Origin of the sequence: Shewanella aquimarina, assembly GCF_023349185.1 — a bacterium.
In the GTDB taxonomy this organism is placed as follows: Bacteria; Pseudomonadota; Gammaproteobacteria; order Enterobacterales; family Shewanellaceae; genus Shewanella; species Shewanella aquimarina.
Genome location: NZ_JAKIKY010000001.1, coordinates 404244 through 427802, shown reverse-complemented (window position 1 = coordinate 427802; position 23559 = coordinate 404244). Strand labels below are relative to the sequence as shown.

The following is a 23559-nucleotide window of genomic DNA, read 5'->3' as shown; positions in this document are numbered from 1 at the left end:
TGTGGCTCGGCATTCCCTCAATTTATTTCGCGATTTACGCTTCTTCGATGCAGATGGCGATGTCACTGACCTCGTAGATCCTCAGGCCATCCTTGCTCAGGCTGGCATTGCCTGTGATCACCAGCTTGTCTGCCTGTCGCTCGACCGAGGTGATGCTGACATCCATCGACATCTGCTTGTTGAGCGGGTTGATCTGGCCGCGATACTTCCACTTGATGTTGGAGAGGATCTGGCCAAATTTCGGGTTACTAAACCCGGCGCCCAAGTCTTTGCTGATGGCATAAGTCTGCATGGTTTCTATGATGGCTTCAACGCCTAATGAGCCAGGCATCACAGGATCCTGATGGAAGTGGAACTGGAAGAACCAATCGCTGGGATCTATGGTGCGCTCGGCGTAGAGGTAACCCAGGCCGTGGCTGCCGCCGTTATCGACAATCTCGACGCTGTCGATGAAGTTAAGCTGACCGCCCGCCAGACGATAGTGGGGCTGACCGGCAGGGGCGTTAAAGTGGCGGCCGCCCTTGTCCAGCAGGTTGACCCTGATGTCCGGCGCTATCCCCTTGGCCTGATGCCAGGGCTGCGTCGTCTTGCCGTTATCCAGTCCCAGCTGATCTTTAAGCGCCTCGGCCTTGAAGTAACCGAACACCGCTGTGCCACGATAAAAGGGCTCGCCATCTGTGCTGAGTTCGAAGCTGAAGCTCTGAATGATATTGGTACCCGCCATCACGGTGGAGAGCAGATGCGAGTCGTTAACAATCGTCTTGCCCCGCAGATCCACCTTGCGCAGCAGCTCGCCGCTGCCATCTAGGTTGCGGAAGAAGAGCTCGAGACCTGGGAAACCGAGTGTGGTGCCCATGTAGCCCGAGATGAAGCCATTTGGCTGCAGGGCGATTTCCATCATCACAGAGTAGGGCATCAGCGCCTGATGGCTGTTGGCATCGAAATACCAGGCATCTTGAGGCACCTCATACTCGGCGATACAGCTGGCAGGGCGCTTAAAGTCGCCGCGCTGGCCATTGACCTCTATCACCCGTGTGGTGAGCTGCAAGTCACCGCAGGGGGTGCGCGGCGGGATCATGCCACGGTAGATAGCAAACTCTGGACCGAAGCACTTCTCGATGTCGCCGGTGGCGAACTCGAACAAATGATAGGGGGTAAAAGGCACAGTGTCGGGCACCCGGTTCGGATAATCCGGGATGAGCGGGGCCTCTACGTGGGTGAGCGGGATCACCCCCTTGTTAGGCTCTGCGTTGAGATCGGGAATTTGAGCCATCAGCGGGGCATTAGTCATCAGCGGTGCACTGCTCGAGGCGCCCTGATTGGCCTTAGCCTGTGTATTGATTATGTCGCGGCTTTCCAGCTCAGGATAGCGGGTACACTCGGCCTCTTCCTTGATCATCACCCCCAGATTCTGGAAGTCGACCACCACCTTGCCATTGAGCAGGATATCGATATTGGCCTTGGCATAGGGGCGCGGGCTAAAGCCTATCTCGGTCACTTCCATGCGGTAGGTGAGCTGGGCCGATTGCGGGATCACCTGGCCGCGACAACGCACCTTCTGCGAGGCGTTTTCCAGTGGCTGGAAGCGGCCATTTTGCGTCTGGGTGTGCATGCCAAGGTGCAACATGTAGAACTGCAGCAGCTGGCCACAGCCCTCGGCCATCAACGAGCCGGCCATCACCTGATCGTCCTTGAAGTGGCAAGGGAAATACCAGTGATTCGGCTCCAGCTGTTTGTGGCCCTCTACCAGGCCCAGTCCCCAGGCGCCGCCGTTTCGCTCGACCTTGCTGACCGCCTCGATCATCAAAAACTTCTCCGAGGCGAAGCAGAGTGAAGGCTGAGCAGGTCCTGCGTGGGAGGGGCCGAAGCAGCCTCGGATATCGGCCGATAACAGCTTGTGGATGTCGGCATAATCGAACTGGGTGCGTGGGCAGTCCAGGATAGGATTAAAGGTCTGCTTGGCGGCGCGGCTACGGGCCAGCAGCTCCTCTTCGGTGCGGATAACCCCTTTACCGTCGGCCAGCTCGGCGTCGGTGAAGAAGCCGGCGCAGCCGCCATCCATCTTGAGGATCATGGTATCGCCGACGAAACACTCGTAGGAGAAGAAGAATAGCAGGGTGTCGCCGTTGCGGGCGAAGTTGTTGATCTTTATCTCATATCTCAGGGTATCACCGCCGCGTGGCAGATCCCCTAAGAAGGTGAGAGTACAGTCCAGCAGGCGGTAGACACGCTCGCCCTTGTTCTCGAGATCTATGCCCAGGTAGCTGATCAACATGAGGTCACATTGACCCGATTCGACCGCGACCGCCCAGGGGATCTGGCCGTCCACCAGATAAGGGGCATCGACGGGGATGTCGTACTCTGTGGTCATGGTGCTGGGCTTATATTCGCCCAGCTTGGCGTCCAGCTTGGTCACCCTGGATACCAGCAGATAGTCTGTGGTCGGCAGGCGCACCCGGCGAGAATAGCCGTCGATCGCCGCATACTCTGGGCCGAATACCTTGGCGATATCCCCCTCGGCGTATTCCACCAGATCATGATAATCCCAGATGCAGGGCTTATGCTCGGGGACGGGGGCGCGGTAAGGGGCGACCAGATGATGCCTCGGCTGTAATGGTGTCGTTGCTGCTGACTGCAGCGTCTGCTGTGGTGCCGATTGTGGAGTTGATTGTGGCGTGATTAGCTGCGTCGAGGCTTGCGCCTGGGCCGTCTGAGGGGCCGCGCTGTGACCCTGCGCCAGGGCCAGTTGCTGTTTGAGCAGGCTATCGGCCAGTTTCAGCCCGCTTTCCCGGCTCTTGAGGTAGGCGAGGTGAGCCTGACGCGCCAGTTGCTGGTTTTGCTCTTGATATAGAGCGGCTTGATGCTGAAGCTGTGAAAAAGCGCCTTTATCGCTTGCGCTTGCCTGAAGACTTGGCGCTTGAGCTGTTTTTGGACTCATAGTGTGTGACATACCTGCTGCACCCAAATTTGCGGGTGCATGTTGTGATTCGTTAGCGGTAGAGGCGGTGTTACTCTCGCCTAGGTAGCTGATCAATTTTTGCGGCGGCTGATGCCGAGATGGCTTCCCTGTTAAGCTCCCTGCGTCTTGCAACAGGCCGCTTTGCAGCTGTGCCTGTATCTCGGCCTGCTGACTCAGGGGCGACCCTATGATGTGCTCCACCAGATCCCGCCCGCCCAGGCTGACCCGTTTTATCAGGCGGCGCTCAGGTTGCGGCAGCGGCTGGGCCAGACGCTCGGTCAGGGCGCTTGCCTGGGCCTGGTTCTGGCTAAGCTGGATAAGCGCGGCCTGATCTTCGCTGCAAGTGACCGAAATCGCCTGACGCACATTCTCATGGGCCATGGTCAGCAGCGTGGTGATCAGGCTGTTCATGCCGGCGGCAGCAAAGCTGTGACCGAGTCGCCGACTGCTTGCTACCTGTTTGGCCGTGGGGAGCGGCAGCATGGCCATTAGCTGTTGTTCGCCGTATTGGCTGCCAGGCGCGACGTTGAGATCGGTGAGGCCGACCTGTTCGGCCGTGGTGCCGCTTTTGTTTTGCGCTCTGATACTCTGGCTCAGGAGCTGATCGCCAAGGCGGGCGAGTTGGCACTGGGCGCCAAAATGCAGGCCGGTTAGCTGGCCATAGGCCTTGGCGCCACGAGCGTCTTGGCTCGCCTGGGTTTCCAGCACCAGGGCGCCGGCACCCTCGGCCAGTCGCCAGCCTTCGGGGTTGGCCGGGCTGGCGACGGGGGCGATAGCATTTTTCAGCATCACCTGCTCTAGGCTGCCACAGAGATCGACCGCGGCGATCACCACGGCATCAAGCTGTTCATGTTGCATCATGTTTTCGGCGACATCTATGGCCCGGGCGACAGATTGCTCACCCGCCGAGATGGTAAAGGCCGGGCCGCTGAAGTCCCACAGGGCGGCTATGCGCGAGGCCATGATGTTACCGATGAAGCTGGTGTACTGGTTGAGCTTGGCGGCGTCGAGGACGCTGTCCATGGTGAGGGCCTCGAGCTCGCGATATTGCGCCTCGCTCAGGGTAGCGCCCATGGCTTCCAGACTCTGCTTGAGCTGGGTGTGCAGGTTGACCCGGCCGCGGAACTGATGCAGTTCCAGCTCAGTCTCCATGGCGACCAGGACGGCGACTTTCTTCCCGGCTTGCAGCCCGGCGTCGTGAATCGCTTCGTCGGTGACCTTCATCAGCATCAGCTGCTGGCCGATGAGGCGATCATCTTCATTTGGCGGCAGCTTAAAGCGCAGGAAATCCAGCTCGAAGCTGTCGACGTAGGCGCCCTGGGGCACATGGTTCAGGCCAAATTGGGCCAGTAGCTCAGGATGTTGATCCAGTCCCTTCCAGCGTCTTGCCGGCAGAGAGATGGCGGGATCGCGGCCTGTTTTGAGGCAGGCATCCATGGCCTGAATGTCGGTAAGAGGGCCGAAGTGGGCGGCGAGGCCGCTGATCATCAGCTCGGGCCGAGTGGGTGCGGTTTCTGTACTTGCTTCTCGATTCGCTAGGGCCTGTTGCGGCGCGGACTTGGCGGCTGAGTCGGCCGCCTGCTCATAGGATTCCAGCAAGAGGTGGGCGTTACAGCCGCCGAAACCAAATACAGATACCCCGGCCAGGCGAGCTGTATTCTCGACCTTAACCGGCCAGGGGGTGACCTCCCTTGGCAGGGTGTGGCTGCCAAACAGGCCGTTTGGTGAGGCGATTGTCTCACTGAGGTTGATGCTTGGGGGCAACTGACCCTGATTCATGGCAAAGATCATCTTCATGATCCCCGGCATACCGGCGGCGGTCAGCAGGTGGCCCAGGTTAGACTTGGCGGAGCCTATAAGCGGCGGCTTCGCATCCTCTAGATGAGGTGCGAAGAACTGCTCCATGGAGGCCAGTTCTACCTTGTCCCCCAGCGGGGTGCCAGTGGCGTGACACTCGATCACCTCTATCTGCTTGGGGGCTAAGCCACTTTGGCGATAGGCGCGCTCGAAGGCCTTGACCTGGCCCTTGCTGTTGGGGCTGAGCACAAACTGCCCCTTGCCGTCGTTCGACAGGCCTATGCCCGCAATGACTGCATAGATCTTATCGCCATCGCGCTCGGCATCTTCCAGGCGTTTCAGTGCCAGTACACCGGCGCCTTCCCCCGCAAACAGCCCCTTGGTGTTGCTGTCGAAGGGGGCGGAGAAACCATGATCCGGATAGGCGTGGAAGATGGAGAAGCCCATGTTGATGAAGAAGGGATCGGCGCCGGACACAGCGCCTGCCAACATGAGATCCGCCTTACCGCTGCTGAGATAATCGCAGGCCAGTTTGAGGGAGTAGACAGAGCTGGCGCAGGCGGCGTCCAGGCTCAGGGAGACCCGGCCCAGCCCAAGGGCATCGGCCACTAGCTTAGAGGCGTTGTGGGCGATGGCGCCATTGGCACAGTCCAGGGTGTGGTTGCCCTGATGCGCCTTGAAGGGGCTTAGGTGAAAGTCTGGGCAGGCCAGCTTCTGCTTAAGCGCTTTCTCTACCGCCTTATGATAGAGGGGCAGAAACAGCTCGTTCGACTTGGCCGTTGGAAACGAGAGGGTGCCCATTATGATGCCTGTGCGCGACAGCAGGGGCGAGTCCAGCTCGATACCCGCATCGAGCAGGGCATTGCGGCTGGTGTCCAGGGCCCACAAGAGGCTGTCGTCCAGCCCTTGCAGCTGTTCGGGGGGCAGCTGGTAGCCGTAGGCATTGAAATGGAAATCCTGAATATAGCCGCCCTTGTCGCAGTAGAAGCGATCGGCCTCGCCCTGCTCGCCGCGATAATCGTCCAAGTGGGCGCCGAGCTTCTCGTCGCTTAATTGTGAGCGAGAGTCGCGTTTGTCGAGCAGGTTCTGCCAAAACTGCTTAGGGGTCTTGGCGTCCGGATAGAGGTTTGCCAGACCCACGATGGCAATCTTGCCATGACCTCGGGTCTTTGGGGGCACTTGTTTGGCTGAAGGCGCTTCATTTGAAGGCATTAGACTTCCTCTTGAAATAGGGGATTGGCGAGCGATGGCTCACCTTGAGCGCTGCGTTGTTGCAGCTTAGCCAGTTCACGCTTGAGTCCCAGTTGCAGCACCGTGAGGCTGACGGGAACTCTGTGGCTGATCAGTGTGCCCAAGGCTTTGAGCAGGGTGATCACCTCGTTTGCGCCGCGGGCATTGACCGGCACGCTGACGTGGGGGGGCTCGCTGGCTTTTAGAATTTTATCTATCAGAGTGCAGTTTTGTCTGTCGGCACCAACCTCGACAAATAGCGCAGCCCCCTGATGGGTTGCGCTCTGGATGAGTGACTCAAAATCGAGGCGATGACAGAAGGTCTTGGCTATCGAGGTCGCGATCGCTTCGGCGCTGAGGGCCTGGGTCTCGTTGACGGCGCCATCTTGGCCATCGATGAGGCTGGCGGCGCTGATAAATTTGACCGGATGCTCGGCGGCCTCTTTCATGATCACCTGACGATAGAAGGCCTGCACCTGCGACTGCAGGCTTAAGGCCGGTGGCGTATGCATGGCGGTGACGCGGTTGGCGGCTATGCCACGCTTACCCAGTTCCTGTAACAGGGCCTGGCAACTGGCCTGACAGCCAGCGATCACGCAGGTATCCCCTTGAGTGATGGCAAGATAGACTCTGGGGTAACGCTCCAGTAAAGGCTGAATATCATCGCCTTGGCATCGCACCAGAAAACTGTTCCATTCGAGAGGGTCCTTGTCTGACAGTTGCCAGTGACGACGAACCGCCTTGAGCGGACCCGAGATCTCCTCGGTAAACAGGGGATCGCTCAGGGTCTTATCGATCAAGCTATGGGGATCTTGCCACACATCCAGGCTGGCCCACATGGCGGCTTCACCCATGGAGTAACCCAGGGCAAAGTGAGGCTGCACTGCAAATTCATCCACCAAGAGCTTGGTCAGCAGGTAGCTGGCGCCCACACCGGCAATGGCCATCTTGCTTAGAGGCATCTGCTGAGTGTCGGCCTTATCTTCTTGATAGATCATATCGGCCTGCAGCATCGCCTTGAGATCTCCTTGCTGCTGCAAGCGGCTAAACAGGGCCGGAAAGTAGCTGTGCAGCTCATGCAGCATATCTGGGTAGATGGTGCCAACGCCGGGATAAACGAAGGCCAGCTTGGCCTGACCCAGCGGCGCGGCGCTGAAATAGCTACCCGATGGCGTACGGTATTCCCCTTTCTCCTTACAGACCTTGGCCAGCGCCTGGCTCATGGCGGTGATCTCCTGCCCAAGCGCCTCGATACTTATGGCCTGTAAACAGATCACAAAACGTGTCGGGCCGCTGGTGACAAAGGCATCGAGATTTTGCTGCATCAGTTCAATGATCGCCATCTCCCGCGCTAAGGGCTGGTTCTGTGATAAGGCGAGCTTATCCAAGGCCGCCGCCAGGGCCCAGAGACCTTGGTTGAGCGCGGCTTCACTGCTACCGGGTAGCAGAAAGAACAGCTGGCTGGCCGACAGTAGCGAACGCGCCTTGAGCCGGCCTGTGCCCTGTGTCAGCACCATGGCCAGATGAGTTTGCGCTTTCCCTTGCTGAGGCTGGGTATTCTCCAGGGTAAGCGTCGCCACTCGCCCTTGATAGGGCTCGGTAAACCAATAGTGACGCCGACTCTCTGAACGCCTAATGGTTCGCTGTGCAATATCAGCGATCAGGCGACACAAGGCGTCGAAGCCCTTGTTCATGTCATTGATATGCGCTCTGCACTGAACACTATCCGGTTGGCGTTTGGCCTGTGCCAGCGCGCCTTGCAGTGCACTGCGCTGGCTTTGACCATATTGCAGCGCCGCTAGATGAGCATGAGGGTGCAGCTTGTGCTGTGCCGCCTTGAGCGATGGCATCAGCAGCAATGTTTGCTGGGCGCCATGCAGGCATACCAGATCGCCTACGGTGACCCAGCTCACTGCCAGCTCTAGCGTCTGAGCCAGCTTATTCTCAGTCTGCTCAGTCTCGGTTAACTTAGGCTCAATTTGGTTAACTTGCAGCTCCCGAACTGGCTGATTGGCTAAGGTATCGGGCAAGGCTGCATCTTTTGGCAACAGCAAGAGGGCTACCCGCAGTGGGGTAGCGCCTTCGCTGTTAGCGTTAGCATTGCTTACCTTTTGGCCAAACTCCTGGGTCACTGCGTCGCCTCCTCGTTGGCCGTTTCACCGCGCGCACCGTGTGGTACGAAGGCAGCATTGAGGGTTGAGCTGATGGTGATCCTGGCTCCTTTCATCAGGGCGCTCAGGCGGCCATCTTGATGATAAAGCGCCACATCGGCCGTCAGGCTTCTGCGATTGCTCTTGACTACGTTCAGCTCAATATAGCCGGTTTCGCCGCCGTGGATCGGCTGCACACTGATGAACTCTTCGATGGCCGATGGCAAACTGGCCGCCCCATAGCTGAGCCTTGCCCAGACCAACATGGCTTGGAGCAAGAGATCTTCGGCAAAAGGCTGACAGCCTGCGCTGCTTAGGCTAGGTACAAACTCGCCGCAATCGGCTTCGCGCACCAGGGGCAGGCTAACAGAGGCGATAAGCCCCTGCTCATCGAACTTCACAACCTTATCCAATCCCTGCAGTCTTGGCCCATGAAACAGGGTGCCGTCACTGTAGAGCGTGCTGGCATCGGTGACCGCCTCGCCATTGTACTGCCCTTCGAAGGCCTTGATTGGCGCCGAGCAGTCCTCGCTATCCATCAAACAAAGGCTCGCCTGGTACTGCGGCCGTCCCTCGCTGCTTATTAAGGCCTGAATGGCCGTCAGGCTATCGCCGGTATATTCAGGGGTTAGCGTAAGCACTAAGGTTTGCGGCGCTTCGGTGTCGAAAATAATGCCTTTGAGCAGCTTATAGCTGCGCACCTTTACCGGGGCGCCAATGTGCGCCCGAGCGGCTTCACGCATCCATTGGATAGCACAAACCGTCGGTAATACCGGGTTACCGCCGATCACATGGTCTGAGACAAAGGCCATGGTCGCGGGCGTTAACTGGCGCGTTAAGGTGACAGGCGGCAGCGGATGCTGTGCGACGAACACCTCATCCGCATCAGGCTTTTTTAATGAGCTTGCCTCATCGGCTTTAGCTGTGTTGCCTTGCATGTCGCTGCCGATTAGCAGCTGCACGCCGCTGTCGCCAAGCAACTTGGTGGCAAACAGCTCGGCACCCGCCTGCAGTGGGATCACATAGACGCCGCGATCGACAAACATCTTCTTCAGCGCAGGATTGACCATGCCGCCATCCCAGGGGCCCCAGTTAAAGCTCATCACCTTGGTCTGCTCGTTTATCTGAGTCAGTTGCAGTGCCGCCTTGTTAAGGATCTCGTTGGCCATGGCGTAGTCACTCTGGCCTGTGTTGCCATAGAAACCCGCCGCCGAAGAGAAGAGGGCAACCAGCTTGAGCTGGGCGGGATCGATCACGCTCAGCAGCGCCTTAAGCCCGGCCACCTTAGTGCCGTAGACTCGCGCAAGCTCATCTAAGGTTTTGTCTTGTATGTGTTTATCGGCCAGTACGCCCGCACCATGGATGAGTCCTGTAATTGGCGTTAGCTGATTGATGGTGCCTAGGGCCAGCTCGATCGCCTCGGCCTTGCTGACATCCATCGCCAGATACTCTGCCGATGCACCCACCGCCTCGAAGGCGTTGAGGGCGGCCTGGATCTCAAGGCTACTCTTTACCGGCCAGATGAGAGCGTCGACCTGTTTAGGCGTCGGCTTCTCGCCGCTGGCGAGTAGATGAGCGATTGCGGCCTGCTTAAGCTCGCCAATTGCCTTGCCCTGGGCCCAGTCTGGTAGATCCTTCGCGCTAATATGTTCGCTGCGACCGGCCAGGATAAAGTGCGACTGGCAACGCTTAGCCAGTGCCAGGGCACATTCGAAGGTCACCCCTTTTGCGCCCCCGGTCACCAGTATTTTATCTGAGCTATCTAGCTGGGATTCTGCGGTTTTTATCGTCGCTTCACCCGGCTGTAGCCGATGACGGCACAGTTTGCCGCCGGCATCGACACTGATACCGACCTCGTTGAGACCGCTGTCGCTGTCCATGAGCTCCGCGAGTAGGGCATCGCCCAGCTGCGCCGCGCTCATCTCTGGCGCTAAGTCCAACGCGCGGCAGAAGATGCCTGGCCATTCATGACTCAGAGTCTTGGTGAGACCCGAAAGCGCGGCCTGATTGAGTTCACTCTTGGCCAGTTGCTTAGCATCCAGGTAGCCGAAGCCGCCGTCGATACGACTGACGGTGACAAAGCAGCGACGACCCGTCTGCGCGCTCAATGGCGCCTGCAGATGCTTGGCCCAGAGGAACGCCGAACTCAGGTGGCTAAAGCCAGCGTCGGTCAGTTGTAGCCCTGAGACAGCGTTGGCCTCCTGCTGAGGCTGTAGGTGTACAAAACCCGCAATATTACCGTGGTCAGCGCTAATTCCTTCTATCGCCTGCACCACATCTTGTTCAGCCAGCCCTTCTGGCTGCCAGCTGGCGATGGCGCTGCTCAGCGGTGACTGAGGCTGACCTTCTGGCAGGCGCACAACCACGACCTTGAGCCCTTTGTTGCTGAGTTTCTCGGCCAGTACCCCGGCGTTGTGACCATCGTCTCGGATCACCAGGGTAGCATTGGCGGCGAAACCCTCGGCATCAGGCTTCGCCGCTTCAAGCTTTTTTAGCGCCACCTCGCTGTGAGGCGGTAACTCGACTAAAGGCTCGGCGGAGATGGCTTGTACCTGGGTAACCGAGGCGCTCTGCTCTTGGCTGCTTGTCGTATCAACTATCGCGCCTGCGGCGGACAGTTTGCTGTTCATATACGCCACGATCTCACCCAGGGTGCGGCACTCGGCCAGATCTTCTGGGTTGAGATCCGGTAGTCCCGGTAGCTCGTCTTGCACTGTGCCTAAGATCTCGACCCGTTTAATTGAGTCGATACCAAGGTCGGCCTCCATGTCCATCTCAAGGGCCAGCATCTCGGTTGGGTAGCCCGTCTTGTCGGCCACCACGCTCAGCATGGTCTGCTGTACCTGTGTTGATGACAGGCTATCAGTCGCATCAGAGCTTTGAACCTCTGGGCTGACTGTAGCGCCAGCGGCGGTTTCTGTAATGTGAGCACCAGCGGCGGGCAGTTTGCTGTTCATATACGCCACGATCTCACTCAGGGTGCGGCACTCGGCCAGATCTTCCGGGCTAAGCTCCGGCAAACCCGGCAGTTCATCTTGAACTGTGCCTAAGATCTCGACCCGCTTGATAGAGTCGATGCCAAGGTCGGCTTCCATATCCATCTCGAGGGCCAGCATCTCAGTTGGGTAGCCCGTCTTGTCGGCGACCACGGCCAGCATGGTCTGCTGTACTAATTCAGATGATAAACTTGTTGTTTCTTGGTTGGCTACAGCGCCCGCGGCGGGTTGTTGAGTAGCGCCTGCGGCGGTTTCGGTAATGTGAGCGCCAGCGGCTGGCAGCTTGCTGTTCATATAGCTAACGATCTCACCCAGGGTGCGGCATTCGGCCAGATCTTCTGGGCTCAGCTCCGGCAGGCTTGGCAGCTCATCTTGCACAGTGCCTAAGATCTCCACCCGCTTGATGGAGTCGATGCCGAGATCGGCTTCCATGTCCATCTCCAGCGACAGCATCTCGGTGGGGTAGCCCGTCTTGTCGGCGACCACGGCCAGCATGGTCTGCTGTACTAATTCAGATGACAAGCCTGTCGATGACAAGCCTGCTGCTGCGCTTTGAGCTTCAGTGGCTATAGCGCCTGCAGCGGGTTGTTGAGTAGCGCCTGCGGCGGCTTCTGAAATGTGAGCACCAGCGGCAGACAGTTTACTGTTCATATAGTCGACGATTTCACCTAGGGTGCGGCACTCGGCCAGATCTTCTGGGCTGAGTTCAGGCAGTCCCGGCAGCTCATCCTGCACAGTGCCTAAGATCTCGACGCGCTTGATGGAATCGATACCTAGGTCGGCTTCCATATCCATCTCTAGCGACAGCATCTCGGTGGGGTAGCCCGTCTTGTCGGCTACCACGGTGAGCATGGTCTGCTGCACCTGTGATGATGACAAACCAGCGCCCGCTTGAGTTTGTGCTGTCGGCTGTTGGCTGTTCATAGCGCCTGCGGCGGCTTCTGAAATGTGAGCGCCTTCGGCGGGCAGCTTGCTTTCCATATAGGCCACGATCTCGCCCAGTGTGCGGCACTCTGCCAGATCTTCCGGGCTCAGCTCAGGCAGGCTCGGCAGCTCATCTTGCACTGTGCCTAAGATCTCCACCCGCTTGACGGAATCGATACCTAGGTCGGCCTCCATATCCATCTCAAGCGACAGCATCTCCGTGGGATAACCTGTCTTGTCGGCGACCACCTCAAGCATTGTCTTCTGAATCTCGTCTGCACTCGATTTTGCAGCAGTGCTTGGGGTCGCAGGCACAGGCGCCTGAACCTCTGCGGTATGAACTGGTGCTGCTACAACAGGCGTCTGAGGCGCCTGTTGCACTTGCTGCATCACTGGTGCCGATGCCGCTACAGGAGCGCTCTGGACGGCGGGCGCTTCTGCCGACCGAGGTTGAGGCTGAATAACAGGCGTCGCTATCTGCGCGGCTTGCACTGTAGGCGTTAGCGGTTGACCGCCTTGTCCCATCAGTTGCAGGGCGCTCTGATTGCTCTGGGCCTGCATCTCGAGGAATTGCGTATGGCTCTGTAGCGTCTGCGCCTGGTGCTGGTGGAACTGCTCCATGGCGCGCTGCAGGCTCTCTGGAATCGCGACACCGGCAGCCGCCATCTGAGCCTGAGCCGTCATCAGCTGAGTGACTGTCTCGCCATATTGCTGCGGTATGGTCAGGAACTGCTGATGCAGCTGAGCCGTCTGTTGCTGGGCGGCGAACAGCGCCGTCAGGGCATCATCGCCTGCCATTGTCTGTAACGGCTGGATGGCAGGTGTATTGATGACTGAGCCATGGGAGTCATTGGCCTGTGGCGCTTGGGCTGCGGGGATCGATTTTTCCACTATCTTCTCTACTTCTACAAATTTTTCGACAACTTTTTCGACTTCGACCAGTTTTTCAACTTCCACTATCTTCTCTTGCACTCGGGTCTGTGGCGTGATGGTGCCCGTATTAAGGGATTTTTCCATCTTCGCCAGGGTCGCCGGGCTGATGTAGTTGGTCGCGTTGAGCGTGATATTCATGGGGGAGACAGGCTCGGCCTGGGCCGGTTCGGCTTGGTACGGGTCTATCTCATCCAGTGCGATGCCGCAGACGGCAAGCTGCATGGCGCCCTGACGAAGTTGCAGGTCGCTATCGCCCTTAGGATTAGGGTTGAGGCTGATGCTGCACAGGGTATCTAGCTTGTCGCTAAGGGTGTTCTCCACCAGTTTCTGTAGAATATTCTTCGGGCCAAACTCGACGAAGACGCGCGCACCATCGGCGTACATGGCCTCTAGCTGCTCGCTAAAGCGAACTGATTGCAGCATATGCTGCTTAAACTCGCTCTTGATGGTCTTGGCGACATTGGCGTAGCGAGCGCCGCTGGCGTTGGCGTACACAGGCAGCGCCGGTTTGGCAAACTTCACCTTGTCGATCGCCTCGGCAAACGGTGCCTGGGCGTGGCCCACCAATGGCGTGTGGAAGGCGCCGGATACCGGCAGGGCAATCGCCTTGAAGCCGAGCTCGCTTAGGGCCTTGGCCGCTTGGGTGGTGGCATCTGTCGGCCCGGCGATCACCAACTGGGTCGGCGCGTTGTAGTTGGCGACCTTGACGCCGTCGAAGGTTTCAAGGGTAGCTTCCAGTCGAGTCAGATCCTCGGCGGTTTTGGTGATGATGGCATACATGGTACCGCGATCGGCCCCCTCGGCACTCTCGACACTTGGGCTGGCCATGGCATCGCCACGGGCGAATGTCAGCTGGTAGTAGTCTTCGAGGCTAATTACTCTGGCGGCGCACAGGGCGCTGAGTTCACCAAAGCTGTGGCCTGCCACCATGTCGGGCGTGAAGCCGGCTTGCTTGAGCAGGGTGTATTGTCCCATGGAGATGGCGCCGATGGCGCTCTGTGCATTAGCGGTATTGGTCAGTAGTGCCTCTTGTGCCTTGCGCTCCTCAGTCGTGAAGACTGGCACCGGGTACACCAGTTGTGACAACGGCGTCTTATCCTGGCTGGCAAACACCTTGTCGGCTATTACAAATTGCTCGCGCATCTCAGGGAAGTGGCAGGCAAGCTCAAGCCCCATATTGAGGTATTGGGCGCCTTGTCCGGCAAACAGCGCGGCCACTTTAGGGTTAGCCAGACTGCTGCTGCGATAGTGCAGGCCGCCAGGCAGCGACCAGTGGGCCTCATCGCCCGCTTCCAGGCGGCTTAGCGCCTGATTAAGCTGCGCCTTGAGGCTGTCTGTGTCGCTAGCCACCAGGCCAAGACGCGGGGCATTGGCGTCAAGCGCGCGCAGCGGATGTTGAGCGGCCAGGGCGTCGAGGGATTGTTGTTCTGCGTCTGCAACGAGCTGCCTGATAGTGGCGATAAGCCCCGTCTTGTCGGCGGCGCTCAGTAGCAGGCTTTGAGGCACGGCGCGCTGACGGAAACGTGTGTGCTCACCCAGATCCCTGCCGTGGTCACTCTGATATTCCTCGAGCACGAAGTGGAAGTTGGTGCCGCCAAAACCGAAGGAGCTGATCCCGGCGCGGCGCGGGGTGCCGTCGGGGCGTGGCAGCCAGGGACGCGTCTCGGTATTGAGGTAGAAAGGCGAGTTGGCGATATCCAGCTTGGGATTGGGCTGGTCCACATTGATGGTCGGCGGTAGCACCTTGTGGTGTAGCGCCAGCGCCGCCTTGATAAGCCCGGCGGTGCCAGCGGTCGACTTGGTATGGCCAATTTGCGATTTCACCGAGCCCAGGGCGATATGCTGGGTCGTCTCGCAGCCTTCGCTGAACACTGACTTGAGGCCGTTAAACTCGGCCACGTCACCGGCGGCCGTGCCTGTGCCGTGGGCCTCCATCAGTCCCAGGGTGTGGGGGGCAAATCCGGCGTCATCGTAGGCGCGCTTGAGCGCCTTGGCCTGGCCTTCTGGGCGCGGCGCATAGATAGACTTAAACTTACCGTCAGATGAGGCGCCTATGCCCTTGATCACCGAATAGATGCGATCGCCATCGCGCTCGGCATCTTCGAGGCGCTTCAGTGCCACCATGCCTATGCCTTCGCCTATCATCATCCCCTTGGAGTCGATATCGAAGGGCTGCACCGTCTCGTTGGTGGTAAAGGCTGGCGTCTTGGAGAAGCTCATGTACATGGAGGGGGAGTTGTCGGTACAGACGCCACCTGTGATCATCATCTCGGCGCGGCCGTCCACCAGTTCACTCAGGGCCATGCGCATGGCTGCTAGCGAGCCGGCGCAGGCGGCGTCGACGACGCAGTTCATGCCGCCTAAGTCGAAACGGTTGGCGATACGTCCGGCGATCACATTGCCCAGAGAGCCGGGGAAGGAGTTCTCTTCCCAGTGGACATATTGGTCCTGAAACTTCTTGATCAGCATCTCACTGTCGGCGTCGCTGATACCGCTGTGCTTGAACACCTTCTTGAGCACAGGATATTGCAGCCTGGCGTTGAGACTGTGGCTGATCTTCTGACCGCCGCCTACGCCCAGGGTGATGCCAATCTTGTTTCTGTCGTAGTCGCTCGGAAGCTTGGCATCGGCGAGCACCTCTTTAGCGACGATGAGTGACAACAGCTGTGAGGTGTCGGTCAGCTCTAGGATGTTGGGCGGCAGGCCAAACTCCATCGGGTTGAAGTTGACCTCGGGCATGAAACCGCCTCGTTTGCAGTAGCTCTTGTCCGGCGCGCTTTTGTTGCTGTCGTAGTAATCGTCGACCTGCCAATGGGTGTCTGGCACCTCGGTAATGGCGTCAATCTTGTCGCAGATCAGATCCCAAAATTTGTTGAGATAACGTGAGTTGGCAAAGATGCTCGCCATGCCAACGATGGCAATGGGCATATCTTTCAGACGCTTGTTGAGGCGCTGATCGCTTGACGTCTTTGATGTTTCGGTCTGGCTCATTATGAGTCTCCGCTTGCTACCTGATGCTCAGGTGTCTGTATGTCAGCGCCGGGTGTTAGCTGTGCCATGGTGGCACCTGGGAAGCGCTGTAAGAAAGTGTGATAGTTGCGTACCAAAAGCTTACGCAGATGAAACGGCCCCTGGCGAAGCAGATGGGTGATGTATCGCTTGGTGGCCTGGGTGTTACCGTCTTGATAGATATCTAAGTAGAGCCAGTCGCTGTGGGGATCTATGCCCAAAAGTACCGAGCTTGGCTCGGCGTCCGCCAGTTGTGGCGGCAGGGTGAGCGAGGCCACCTGCAGCACTGTGTCGCCGTCGGCCTGTGGCAGCGCCAGGGTATGGGCCAGGGTCTCTGGATTTAAGGTATAGGTGACAATATCGCTGCCTTGGGCGATGGGCAGCTGGTTGAAGTAATGATCCGGCACCTCGGGACGCTCGATGTTGTGGATGCGCGATACCCCGTAGCGCTTGAGGCAGCGGGCGAGGCCGGAGCGGGACACGTTTGGGTTAATAAATTCCTGAGTCACCTTGAGCAGCCTGTCCAGCGGCATCTTGAGCTGATAGCGCAGCCCCACGACCACATATTCCTGCATAGGCGTCAGTGTGGTGTTGAGATGGTGGGGGGTGTTAGGTGTGTCTTCGATGGAGTCGCGCCGGCGCCATTTACGCACCGTGGCTTCGCTGATGTTGAGCACCTTTGCCAGCTGGCTCACCGGTAGTTCCGACTCCTGGATAAACTGACGCATCTCAGGGGTGGTGGTGGCATTCTTGTGCCTATATTCACTGGCGCTGAGTTTTCGCGCCGCGGTCTGCGAGTCTCGGCGCTGCGTCTTGTGGTTAGGCTTCTCGAGCATACTGGTTAGGGCGTTCCATCAATAATCTATTGGGACAAGCGCTGTCGCGGTATGCTGCTAGCCTGCATAATCCCGCGTTGTCCGTCTGAACTGACGTTAATAGAGCAGCAGACTACAGTAGCTTGAGGGCCAATACAATCACCTGGGACTTAAAAGTCTTCGACACCGGCTATTTTAGCTTACATATGTTCGCTGTTTGTGACGGGCGTTAGCTAAATTAACCCTGTGAGTTAAAGCGTGATCTCGATCAAAAGCAAGGCAGGGTGACAGGCCTATACTGGTTGTTAACAGACTAGGGCCTGTTGATCTTTAGCGTTCACTTTTGCAGCATTCTGCATCGCTTTTATACAAGGCAGAGCGATTGTCATGTAGTGCACTACATCAATGAGCGATAACGCAGTAGAAAATTGATACAGACGCTGCCCGTAGGGTTCGTCTTGAGCACGTTCAACTCTTTGTTACTCGGCTTTTATATAGAATAACTATATCTCAAGCCGCGATTTGAACGTGCTCAATTAGAACAAAATTTGCTCTCAAAAGGTCAACAGGCCCTCATTACAACACTTTGTTTTTGTTTGCAGCTAACACGATTTTGAGTGGTAGGTAATGAGGTCGTGGTGCTGTTACCTCTTGATATGACAGATCAAAGGAGGCCGATATGGCTGAGTTTACCACGGAGCAGATCCGGAATCTGGCGGTGCTCGGACACACTGGGGCGGGGAAATCCACCCTGTTAGAGGCATTGCTGTTCCAGGGCGAGGCGATCGCTCAAAAAGGCAGGGTGGACAAGGGCACAAATCATGCTGATTTCACTGCCCAGGAAAAAGACCATCGACATAGCCTAGAACCTTCCTTCCTCAATCTCGACTTCGACAATCATCATATCAATTTCATCGACACCCCGGGTCTGCCCGACTTCTTCGGTCGTGCCCTGTTGCCCTTGAGCGGTGTTGAGTCAGTGCTCCTGGTGATCAACGCCGCCACCGGCATAGAGACCATCACCCAACGCGCCTTCGAAGCCGCCAGGGCTCAGGGCAAGGTGGTGTTGATCGCCATTAACCATATCGATGGTAACGGCGCCAAGCTGGCAGGCCTGCTCGATGAGATCCAGACCAAGTTTGGCCATCGCTGCCTGCCGGTGAATCTGCCAAACGCCGCCCTGGACGATGTGATCGACTGTTACCTGCATCCCCAGCCCGAGCTACAGGGCGAGGCCCTGTTTCACGATGTGGCCTGCGCCCGCGACGAGCTGGTCGATACCGTGCTGGAGGAAGACGATGAGCTGATGGCCCTCTATCTGGAGCAGGGGGAGAACCTGACTCCCGAGCAGCTGCACGCGCCGCTTGAGACCGCACTGCGTATGGGACACCTGGTGCCAGTGTGTTTCACCAGCGCCGAGCAGCAGGTGGGAATAGGCGCACTGCTTGAGCTTATCATCAAGCTGAGTCCCAACCCGTTAGAGGCCAATCCGCCGCAGTTCATCAAGGGGCTGGGGGAGTCGGCCGTGCCTGTGGATGTGACTCAGTCCAGTGACGATCACGCCCTTGCTCATGTGTTTCGGGTGGCCATCGACCCCTTCTTCGGTCGCATGGGGGTGTTTAGGGTCTACCAAGGCACTATCTCGTTGGGGATGAAGTTGTTTGTCGGCGATGGTCGCAAGCCCATCAAGGTGGGCAACCTGTTTAAACTGCAGGGGGACAAGCAGATCAGCGTGACCTCGGCGGTGCCCGGCGATATCTGCGCTATCTCTAAGGTGGATGAACTGACAGTAGGCGCCGTGCTGCACGACAGTCACGACGAAGATGAGTTCCACCTGCCTGAGCTGGTACTGCCTCAGCCTATCTTCGGCCTGGCGGTGTCGGCCAAGCGCCGCGGCGATGAGCAGAAGATTGCCGAGGTGCTCAACAAGTTGGTGGTGGAAGATCCTAGCCTGCATATCGCCAAGAACGAGGCCGAGGGGCAGACGATTTTGCAAGGCCAGGGGGACCTGCATCTGCAGATCGCGCTGGAGAAGGCCCACGACCTCTTCAATGTGGATATGGAAACCGATGTGCCCGCGGTGGCCTACCGGGAAACCATCACCCGCAGCGCCACGGCGCGCTATCGCCACAAGAAGCAGTCTGGCGGTGCCGGTCAGTTTGGTGAGGTGGAACTCACCGTCGAGCCGCTGCCGAGAGGGGCTGGCTTCGAGTTTGTCAGCAAGGTGGTGGGAGGCTCGGTGCCGAGTCAATACATTCCCGCGGTCGAGAAGGGCGTCAAGGAGGCGATGATTGGCGGTGCCCTGGCTGGCTTCCCGATGCAGGATGTGCGCGTCTCCCTGCTCGATGGTAAGCACCATAGCGTCGATTCCAAAGAGATCGCCTTTGTGATGGCGGGTAAGAAGGCCTTCTTAGATGCGGTGCACGAGGCCAACCCTGTGATCTTAGAGCCGATCGTCGAGATGCAGGTACAGGTGGCTCAGGAACATGTGGGTGACATTACCGGGGATATCAGTGCCAATCGCGGCATCATCTGCGGCACCCAGGCCCAGGGCAACGGCAAGGTGGAAGTAGAGGTCGAGGCGCCGCTGGCGACCGTCGACGATTACTCGACCCGGCTGAAATCCTTAACCGGCGGCGACGGTCAGTTTGCCATGACCTTCAGCCGCTACGATGTGGTGCCGGATCATGTGCAGCGGGAGTTGATCTCGGCGGCCAAGGCGCATTAAAGGCGTACTCGCATTAAAGGCATATTAATGGCTTAGGCCTATGTAAGTAAAAAAGGAGAACCCGTTTCTCCTTTTTTATTGCGCCCGGTCCGTATCGGCATTAGCTTGGTGTCATTTAGAACTTGGAGCCATCAAGAGCTTGTATTCATCAAGAGCCATTAGGGAGAGAGCGGGGATGACGTCGATAAGTCGGGAAAATGCCGAGCATTATCTGTGGGGTGACAATTGCGATGGCTGGCATCTGGTGAAAAGCCAGGCCCTTAGCGTGATCCAGGAGCGGGTACCCGTGGGCTGTGGCGAGCAGCGCCACTATCACGGCGCGGCGGAGCAGTTTTTCTTTATCCTGTCGGGTACGGCGCTGCTGGAGGTAGAAGGTACTGAGCATAGACTCACGGCCCACCAGGGGATGCATGTGGCACCGGGTCAGGCTCACTGCCTGCGTAACGGCGGCGAGCAGGTGCTGGAGTTTCTGGTGACCTCGACGCCACCGAGCCATGGTGACAGGGTGAATGTCTAAGCGTAAGCATTTGTATGTTTCCTTTTTAGACAACAGGTTATAGGCTAGAGTTTAAGTGGTTAGCCTAGCATTTACACATCAACAGGGGACGTTGACATGCAAGCAGTAAGACCTTGGTTAGTCGGCATCTTTGGCCTGGCGCTGGTGTGGACGACGCCGCTATTTTTCTCCACAGAGGCAAGGGCGGTGGAGGCTATGGTTGTGGAAAAGGCGGCAGGTGAGGAGGCCGTCTCCGCCGAGCAGGCGCGGGAGATAGTGCGCCGCGCCGACGAGCAGATGCGCGGCCAGTCCAGCTATGTGGTGGCCACCATGAATATTGTGCGTCCGGACTGGACGCGCTCCATGAGCATGAAGAGCTGGACCAAGGGACAGGAGCTGTCGCTGGTACTGGTGACGGCGCCGGCGAAGGACAAGGGCAGTGTGTCTCTCAAACGCTACCGTGAGATGTGGAACTGGGTGCCCGCCATCGAGCGCATCATCAAGATAGCCCCCTCCATGCTGAGTCAGTCCTGGATGGGCTCAGACTTTACCAATGATGACCTGATCAATCAGTCCTCTATCGTGGTCGACTATCGCCATCAACTGGTGAAGCACGAGGCGATAGAAGGTGACGACTGTTTCGTCATCGACGCCATCGCCAAGCCCGATGCGCCCGTGGTCTGGAGCCGCATCCGTTTGTGGATCTCCTCCAGTCACTACCTACAACGCCGGGCGGAGTTTTTCGATGAGTTCGACGAACCTGTCAATACCCTGACCACCTCGGATATACAGATGATGGGTGGGCGCATGCTGGCCACCAAGATGGTGATGAGCCCCGCCGATAAGCAGGGCCAGCGCACCGAACTCATTACCCATGAGGCGGCATTTGATTTCGACATAGGCGACGATTTCTTCTCGCAGCAGCAGATGAAGGCGCTACGGGACTAATCTTGGATTTACCCTTTGGCACAAGGATTGGGATGAGGCATGTTGATTAAGCTGGCGTGGCGTAATCTCTGGCGGCAGAAGCGGCGCACCCTGCTGACCGCCTTCGCCCTGGCCTTGGCGCTGTTTCTGTCCCTCTTTATGCGCAGCATGCAGGAGGGCAGTTACGAGCACAACATCGACAACAGTGCCCGTTTCTCCACCGGTCTCATTCAGCTGCAATCGCCCGAGTATGCCACCACAGAGAGCATAGAAGACTTGCTGCCCGGCGATGATGAGTTTATCGCCAAGGCAAAAGGCCTTGCCCACATCAGCTACGCTCTGCCCAGAATCGAATCTTTCCTGTTGGCTTCTAGCGAGGAGCGATCTAAGGGCGTGGTGGTGTACGGCGTGCGTCCCCAGCTTGAGAATGACTATTCAGGTATCGCGGATAAGCTGGTGGCGGGCAGTTACCTAAGCCCTGGTGCTAAGCAGGTGCTGCTGGGGCAAGGATTGGCAGAGTATCTCAAGCTGGGTGTCGGCGATGAGCTGGTACTCTATGGGCAGGGCTATCACGGTCAGACGGCGGCCGGTGTCTACCCCATTGCCGGCATACTGCATTTTCCCCTGGCGCAGCTGGATAATCAGCTGGTCTATATGCCGCTCGGCACGGCCCAAGGCTTGTTTTCAACCGGTGAACAGGTGAGCTCCTGGGTACTGCATAGCGACAACTTAGGTGAGGTGGCGCCTCTGACCGAAAGACTTTCTGCACTTTATGGTGACAGGGTCAAGGTGCGGGACTGGCAGTCGCTGGCCCCTGAGATGGCGCAGCAGATCGCCCTGGACCGGGCTGGCGGCCTGTTTATGATCTGCCTGCTCTATCTTATCGTCGGCTTCGCCCTGTTTGCCACCATCTTGATGATGACGCTGGAGCGCAGGCGGGAGTTTGGCGTCATGCTGGCGACCGGCATGGCGCGCCTGACCTTGCTGCGCCTGGTGATGATCGAATCCTTGTTGATCGCCGCATTGGGGACGGTGCTGGGGCTTGGAGTCAGCAGCGTGGTGATAGGTTACTTCTATTATCACCCCATCTCTCTGACTGGCGAGACCGCCAAGATGATGCTCGAGATGGGCTGGGAGCCTGTGATGCCCATGAAGGTATCGCTGGCGCTGGTGCGCAATCAGGTGTTAATTATCCTCAGCTTGATGGCCCTCTGTCTCTGCTATCCCGTGTGGCGCATCCAGCATCTTGTGGTGGTTGCGGCGCTCAAAGGAGGCGATGATGACCAAGGATAATTCTGGCTGGCATCCGCCCATGTTGGCCCTTTTGGCCTGGCGCAATCTGTGGCGTAACCGGCTGCGCACCAGCATCATGGTGTGTGCCATGGTGTTTGGCCTGGTGGGCGTGGTGGTGATGATAGGCTTCATGACAGGCATGTACGCCAACATGATAGATAATGCTGTCGCCTGGCAGACCAGCCACCTGCAGGTGCATAACAAGGATTATCTGCTCGACCCGGCTATCAATAGCCGGATACGCGCGCCAGAGCCCGTGCTGGCTAAGCTTAGTGAGATCCCTGAGGTGCAAGGTGTCTCGGCGCGCTTTGTGGTGCAGGGCATGCTGGCCTCGCCCCGGGCGAGTCGCGGCATTCGCATCAATGGCGTCGACCCTGCCGCCGAGGCCAGGGTGACGCCCATCGCCGACAATATCACCCAGGGTGGCTGGCTAGAGGCCGGTGGACGCCACCCCATAGTGATCTCGGAGAAAACGGCGAGCCGCCTCAAGTTAAGGCTGGGCTCCAAGGTGGTGCTTACCTTCAGCAACGCCGATAAGGCGGTTAGCGGCGCGGCATTTAGGGTGGCGGGCCTCTATCGCTCCCCCTCCAGCACCTTCGATGAGGCCAATGCCTATGTGCGCCGCGCCGATCTGACCGCGTTGGCGGGGCTGGATGGCGTGCATGAGATCGCCATTCGCCTGACAAAGAGCGACAGCCTGGACAATAGCCGCGCCAAGGCGCTTGCCAGGAGGTTGTCGAGCGTGCTGGCGCCCCAGGACAGGGTGCGAGACTGGCAAGAGATCCAGCCCATGCTGGCCACCATTATCGCTCAGATGGACACCAGCAACGCGGTGATTCTGCTGATCTTCATCTCGGCGCTGGGGCTGGGGATCGCCAACATCATGTTGATGGCGGTGTTTGAGCGTACGCGGGAGTTTGGCGTGCTGATGGCCATCGGCATGGTGAAGCGCAAGATACTGGGGCTGATCCTGCTGGAGTCTCTGCTGCTTGGGCTGACGGGGGCGCTGCTGGGTCTGCTGCTGAGTGTGATGGTGATTACTCTGCTGGGCGAGACAGGCATTCCCCTTGGCAGCATGGCCGATGGACTCGGCGCGTTTGGCGTATCGACCACCCTCTATCCTCAGGTCGCTCTGGCTCAGTATCTTCTGACCCTGGCGATGGTGGTGGTAGTGAGCTTGCTGGCTGCCCTCTATCCGGCGCGGCAGATCATCAAGCAGCGTCCGGTGGATGCCATGGCGCAGAAGCATTAGGTTGGGGGAAATTTGGGTGAGACTCATTAGAGAAAGGAGTCAGCGTATTT

At 58.2% G+C, this 23559-nt stretch carries 9 protein-coding genes; 5 read left to right on the top strand and 4 right to left on the bottom strand.

Features of this window, described 5'->3' with window-relative positions:
* Nucleotides 1–34: 34 nt before the first annotated feature.
* Genes L2731_RS01705 through L2731_RS01690 form a run of 4 tightly spaced genes read right to left on the bottom strand, consistent with a single transcriptional unit; the run spans nucleotide 35 to nucleotide 16834 of the window.
* Nucleotides 35–5968 (bottom strand): hotdog fold thioesterase, encoded by a 5934-nt coding sequence (locus tag L2731_RS01705; RefSeq protein ID WP_249251572.1) that lies wholly within the window; start codon nucleotides 5966–5968, stop codon nucleotides 35–37.
* Nucleotides 5968–8118 (bottom strand): PfaB family protein, encoded by a 2151-nt coding sequence (locus L2731_RS01700; RefSeq protein ID WP_249251571.1) that lies wholly within the window; start codon nucleotides 8116–8118, stop codon nucleotides 5968–5970. The genes L2731_RS01705 and L2731_RS01700 overlap by 1 nt, the downstream gene beginning before the upstream one ends.
* Nucleotides 8115–15980, bottom strand: a complete 7866-nt coding sequence (locus L2731_RS01695; protein WP_249251570.1) for a type I polyketide synthase — start codon at nucleotides 15978–15980, stop codon at nucleotides 8115–8117. Before L2731_RS01695 ends, L2731_RS01700 begins: the two co-directional genes overlap by 4 nt.
* Nucleotides 15980–16834 carry a transcriptional regulator gene (locus L2731_RS01690; protein ID WP_249251569.1) on the bottom strand — a complete coding sequence of 285 codons (855 nt, stop codon included), beginning with the start codon at nucleotides 16832–16834 and terminating at the stop codon, nucleotides 15980–15982. Before L2731_RS01690 ends, L2731_RS01695 begins: the two co-directional genes overlap by 1 nt.
* A 658-nt stretch (nucleotides 16835–17492) precedes the next feature.
* On the opposite strand from L2731_RS01690, the gene fusA reads away from it, so the two are divergent.
* The 5 genes from fusA to L2731_RS01665 all read left to right on the top strand — a co-directional run bounded on the left by fusA (nucleotide 17493) and on the right by L2731_RS01665 (nucleotide 23509).
* Nucleotides 17493–19541, top strand: a complete 2049-nt coding sequence (gene fusA / locus L2731_RS01685) for an elongation factor G (protein ID WP_249251568.1) — start codon at nucleotides 17493–17495, stop codon at nucleotides 19539–19541.
* A 175-nt stretch (nucleotides 19542–19716) separates the two neighbouring features.
* Nucleotides 19717–20058 carry a cupin domain-containing protein gene (locus L2731_RS01680; RefSeq protein ID WP_041509252.1) on the top strand — a complete coding sequence of 114 codons (342 nt, stop codon included), beginning with the start codon at nucleotides 19717–19719 and terminating at the stop codon, nucleotides 20056–20058.
* A 96-nt stretch (nucleotides 20059–20154) separates the two neighbouring features.
* A complete protein-coding gene (locus tag L2731_RS01675) occupies nucleotides 20155–20985 on the top strand; it encodes an outer membrane lipoprotein-sorting protein (RefSeq protein WP_239851586.1) in 831 nt (276 codons plus the stop codon).
* A gap of 39 nt (nucleotides 20986–21024) precedes the next feature.
* Nucleotides 21025–22257 carry an ABC transporter permease gene (locus L2731_RS01670; protein ID WP_249251567.1) on the top strand — a complete coding sequence of 411 codons (1233 nt, stop codon included), beginning with the start codon at nucleotides 21025–21027 and terminating at the stop codon, nucleotides 22255–22257.
* Complete coding sequence (locus tag L2731_RS01665; protein ID WP_249251566.1) at nucleotides 22244–23509, top strand: ABC transporter permease; 1266 nt, start codon at nucleotides 22244–22246, stop codon at nucleotides 23507–23509. The genes L2731_RS01670 and L2731_RS01665 overlap by 14 nt, the downstream gene beginning before the upstream one ends.
* The last annotated feature ends 50 nt before the right edge of the window (nucleotides 23510–23559 follow it).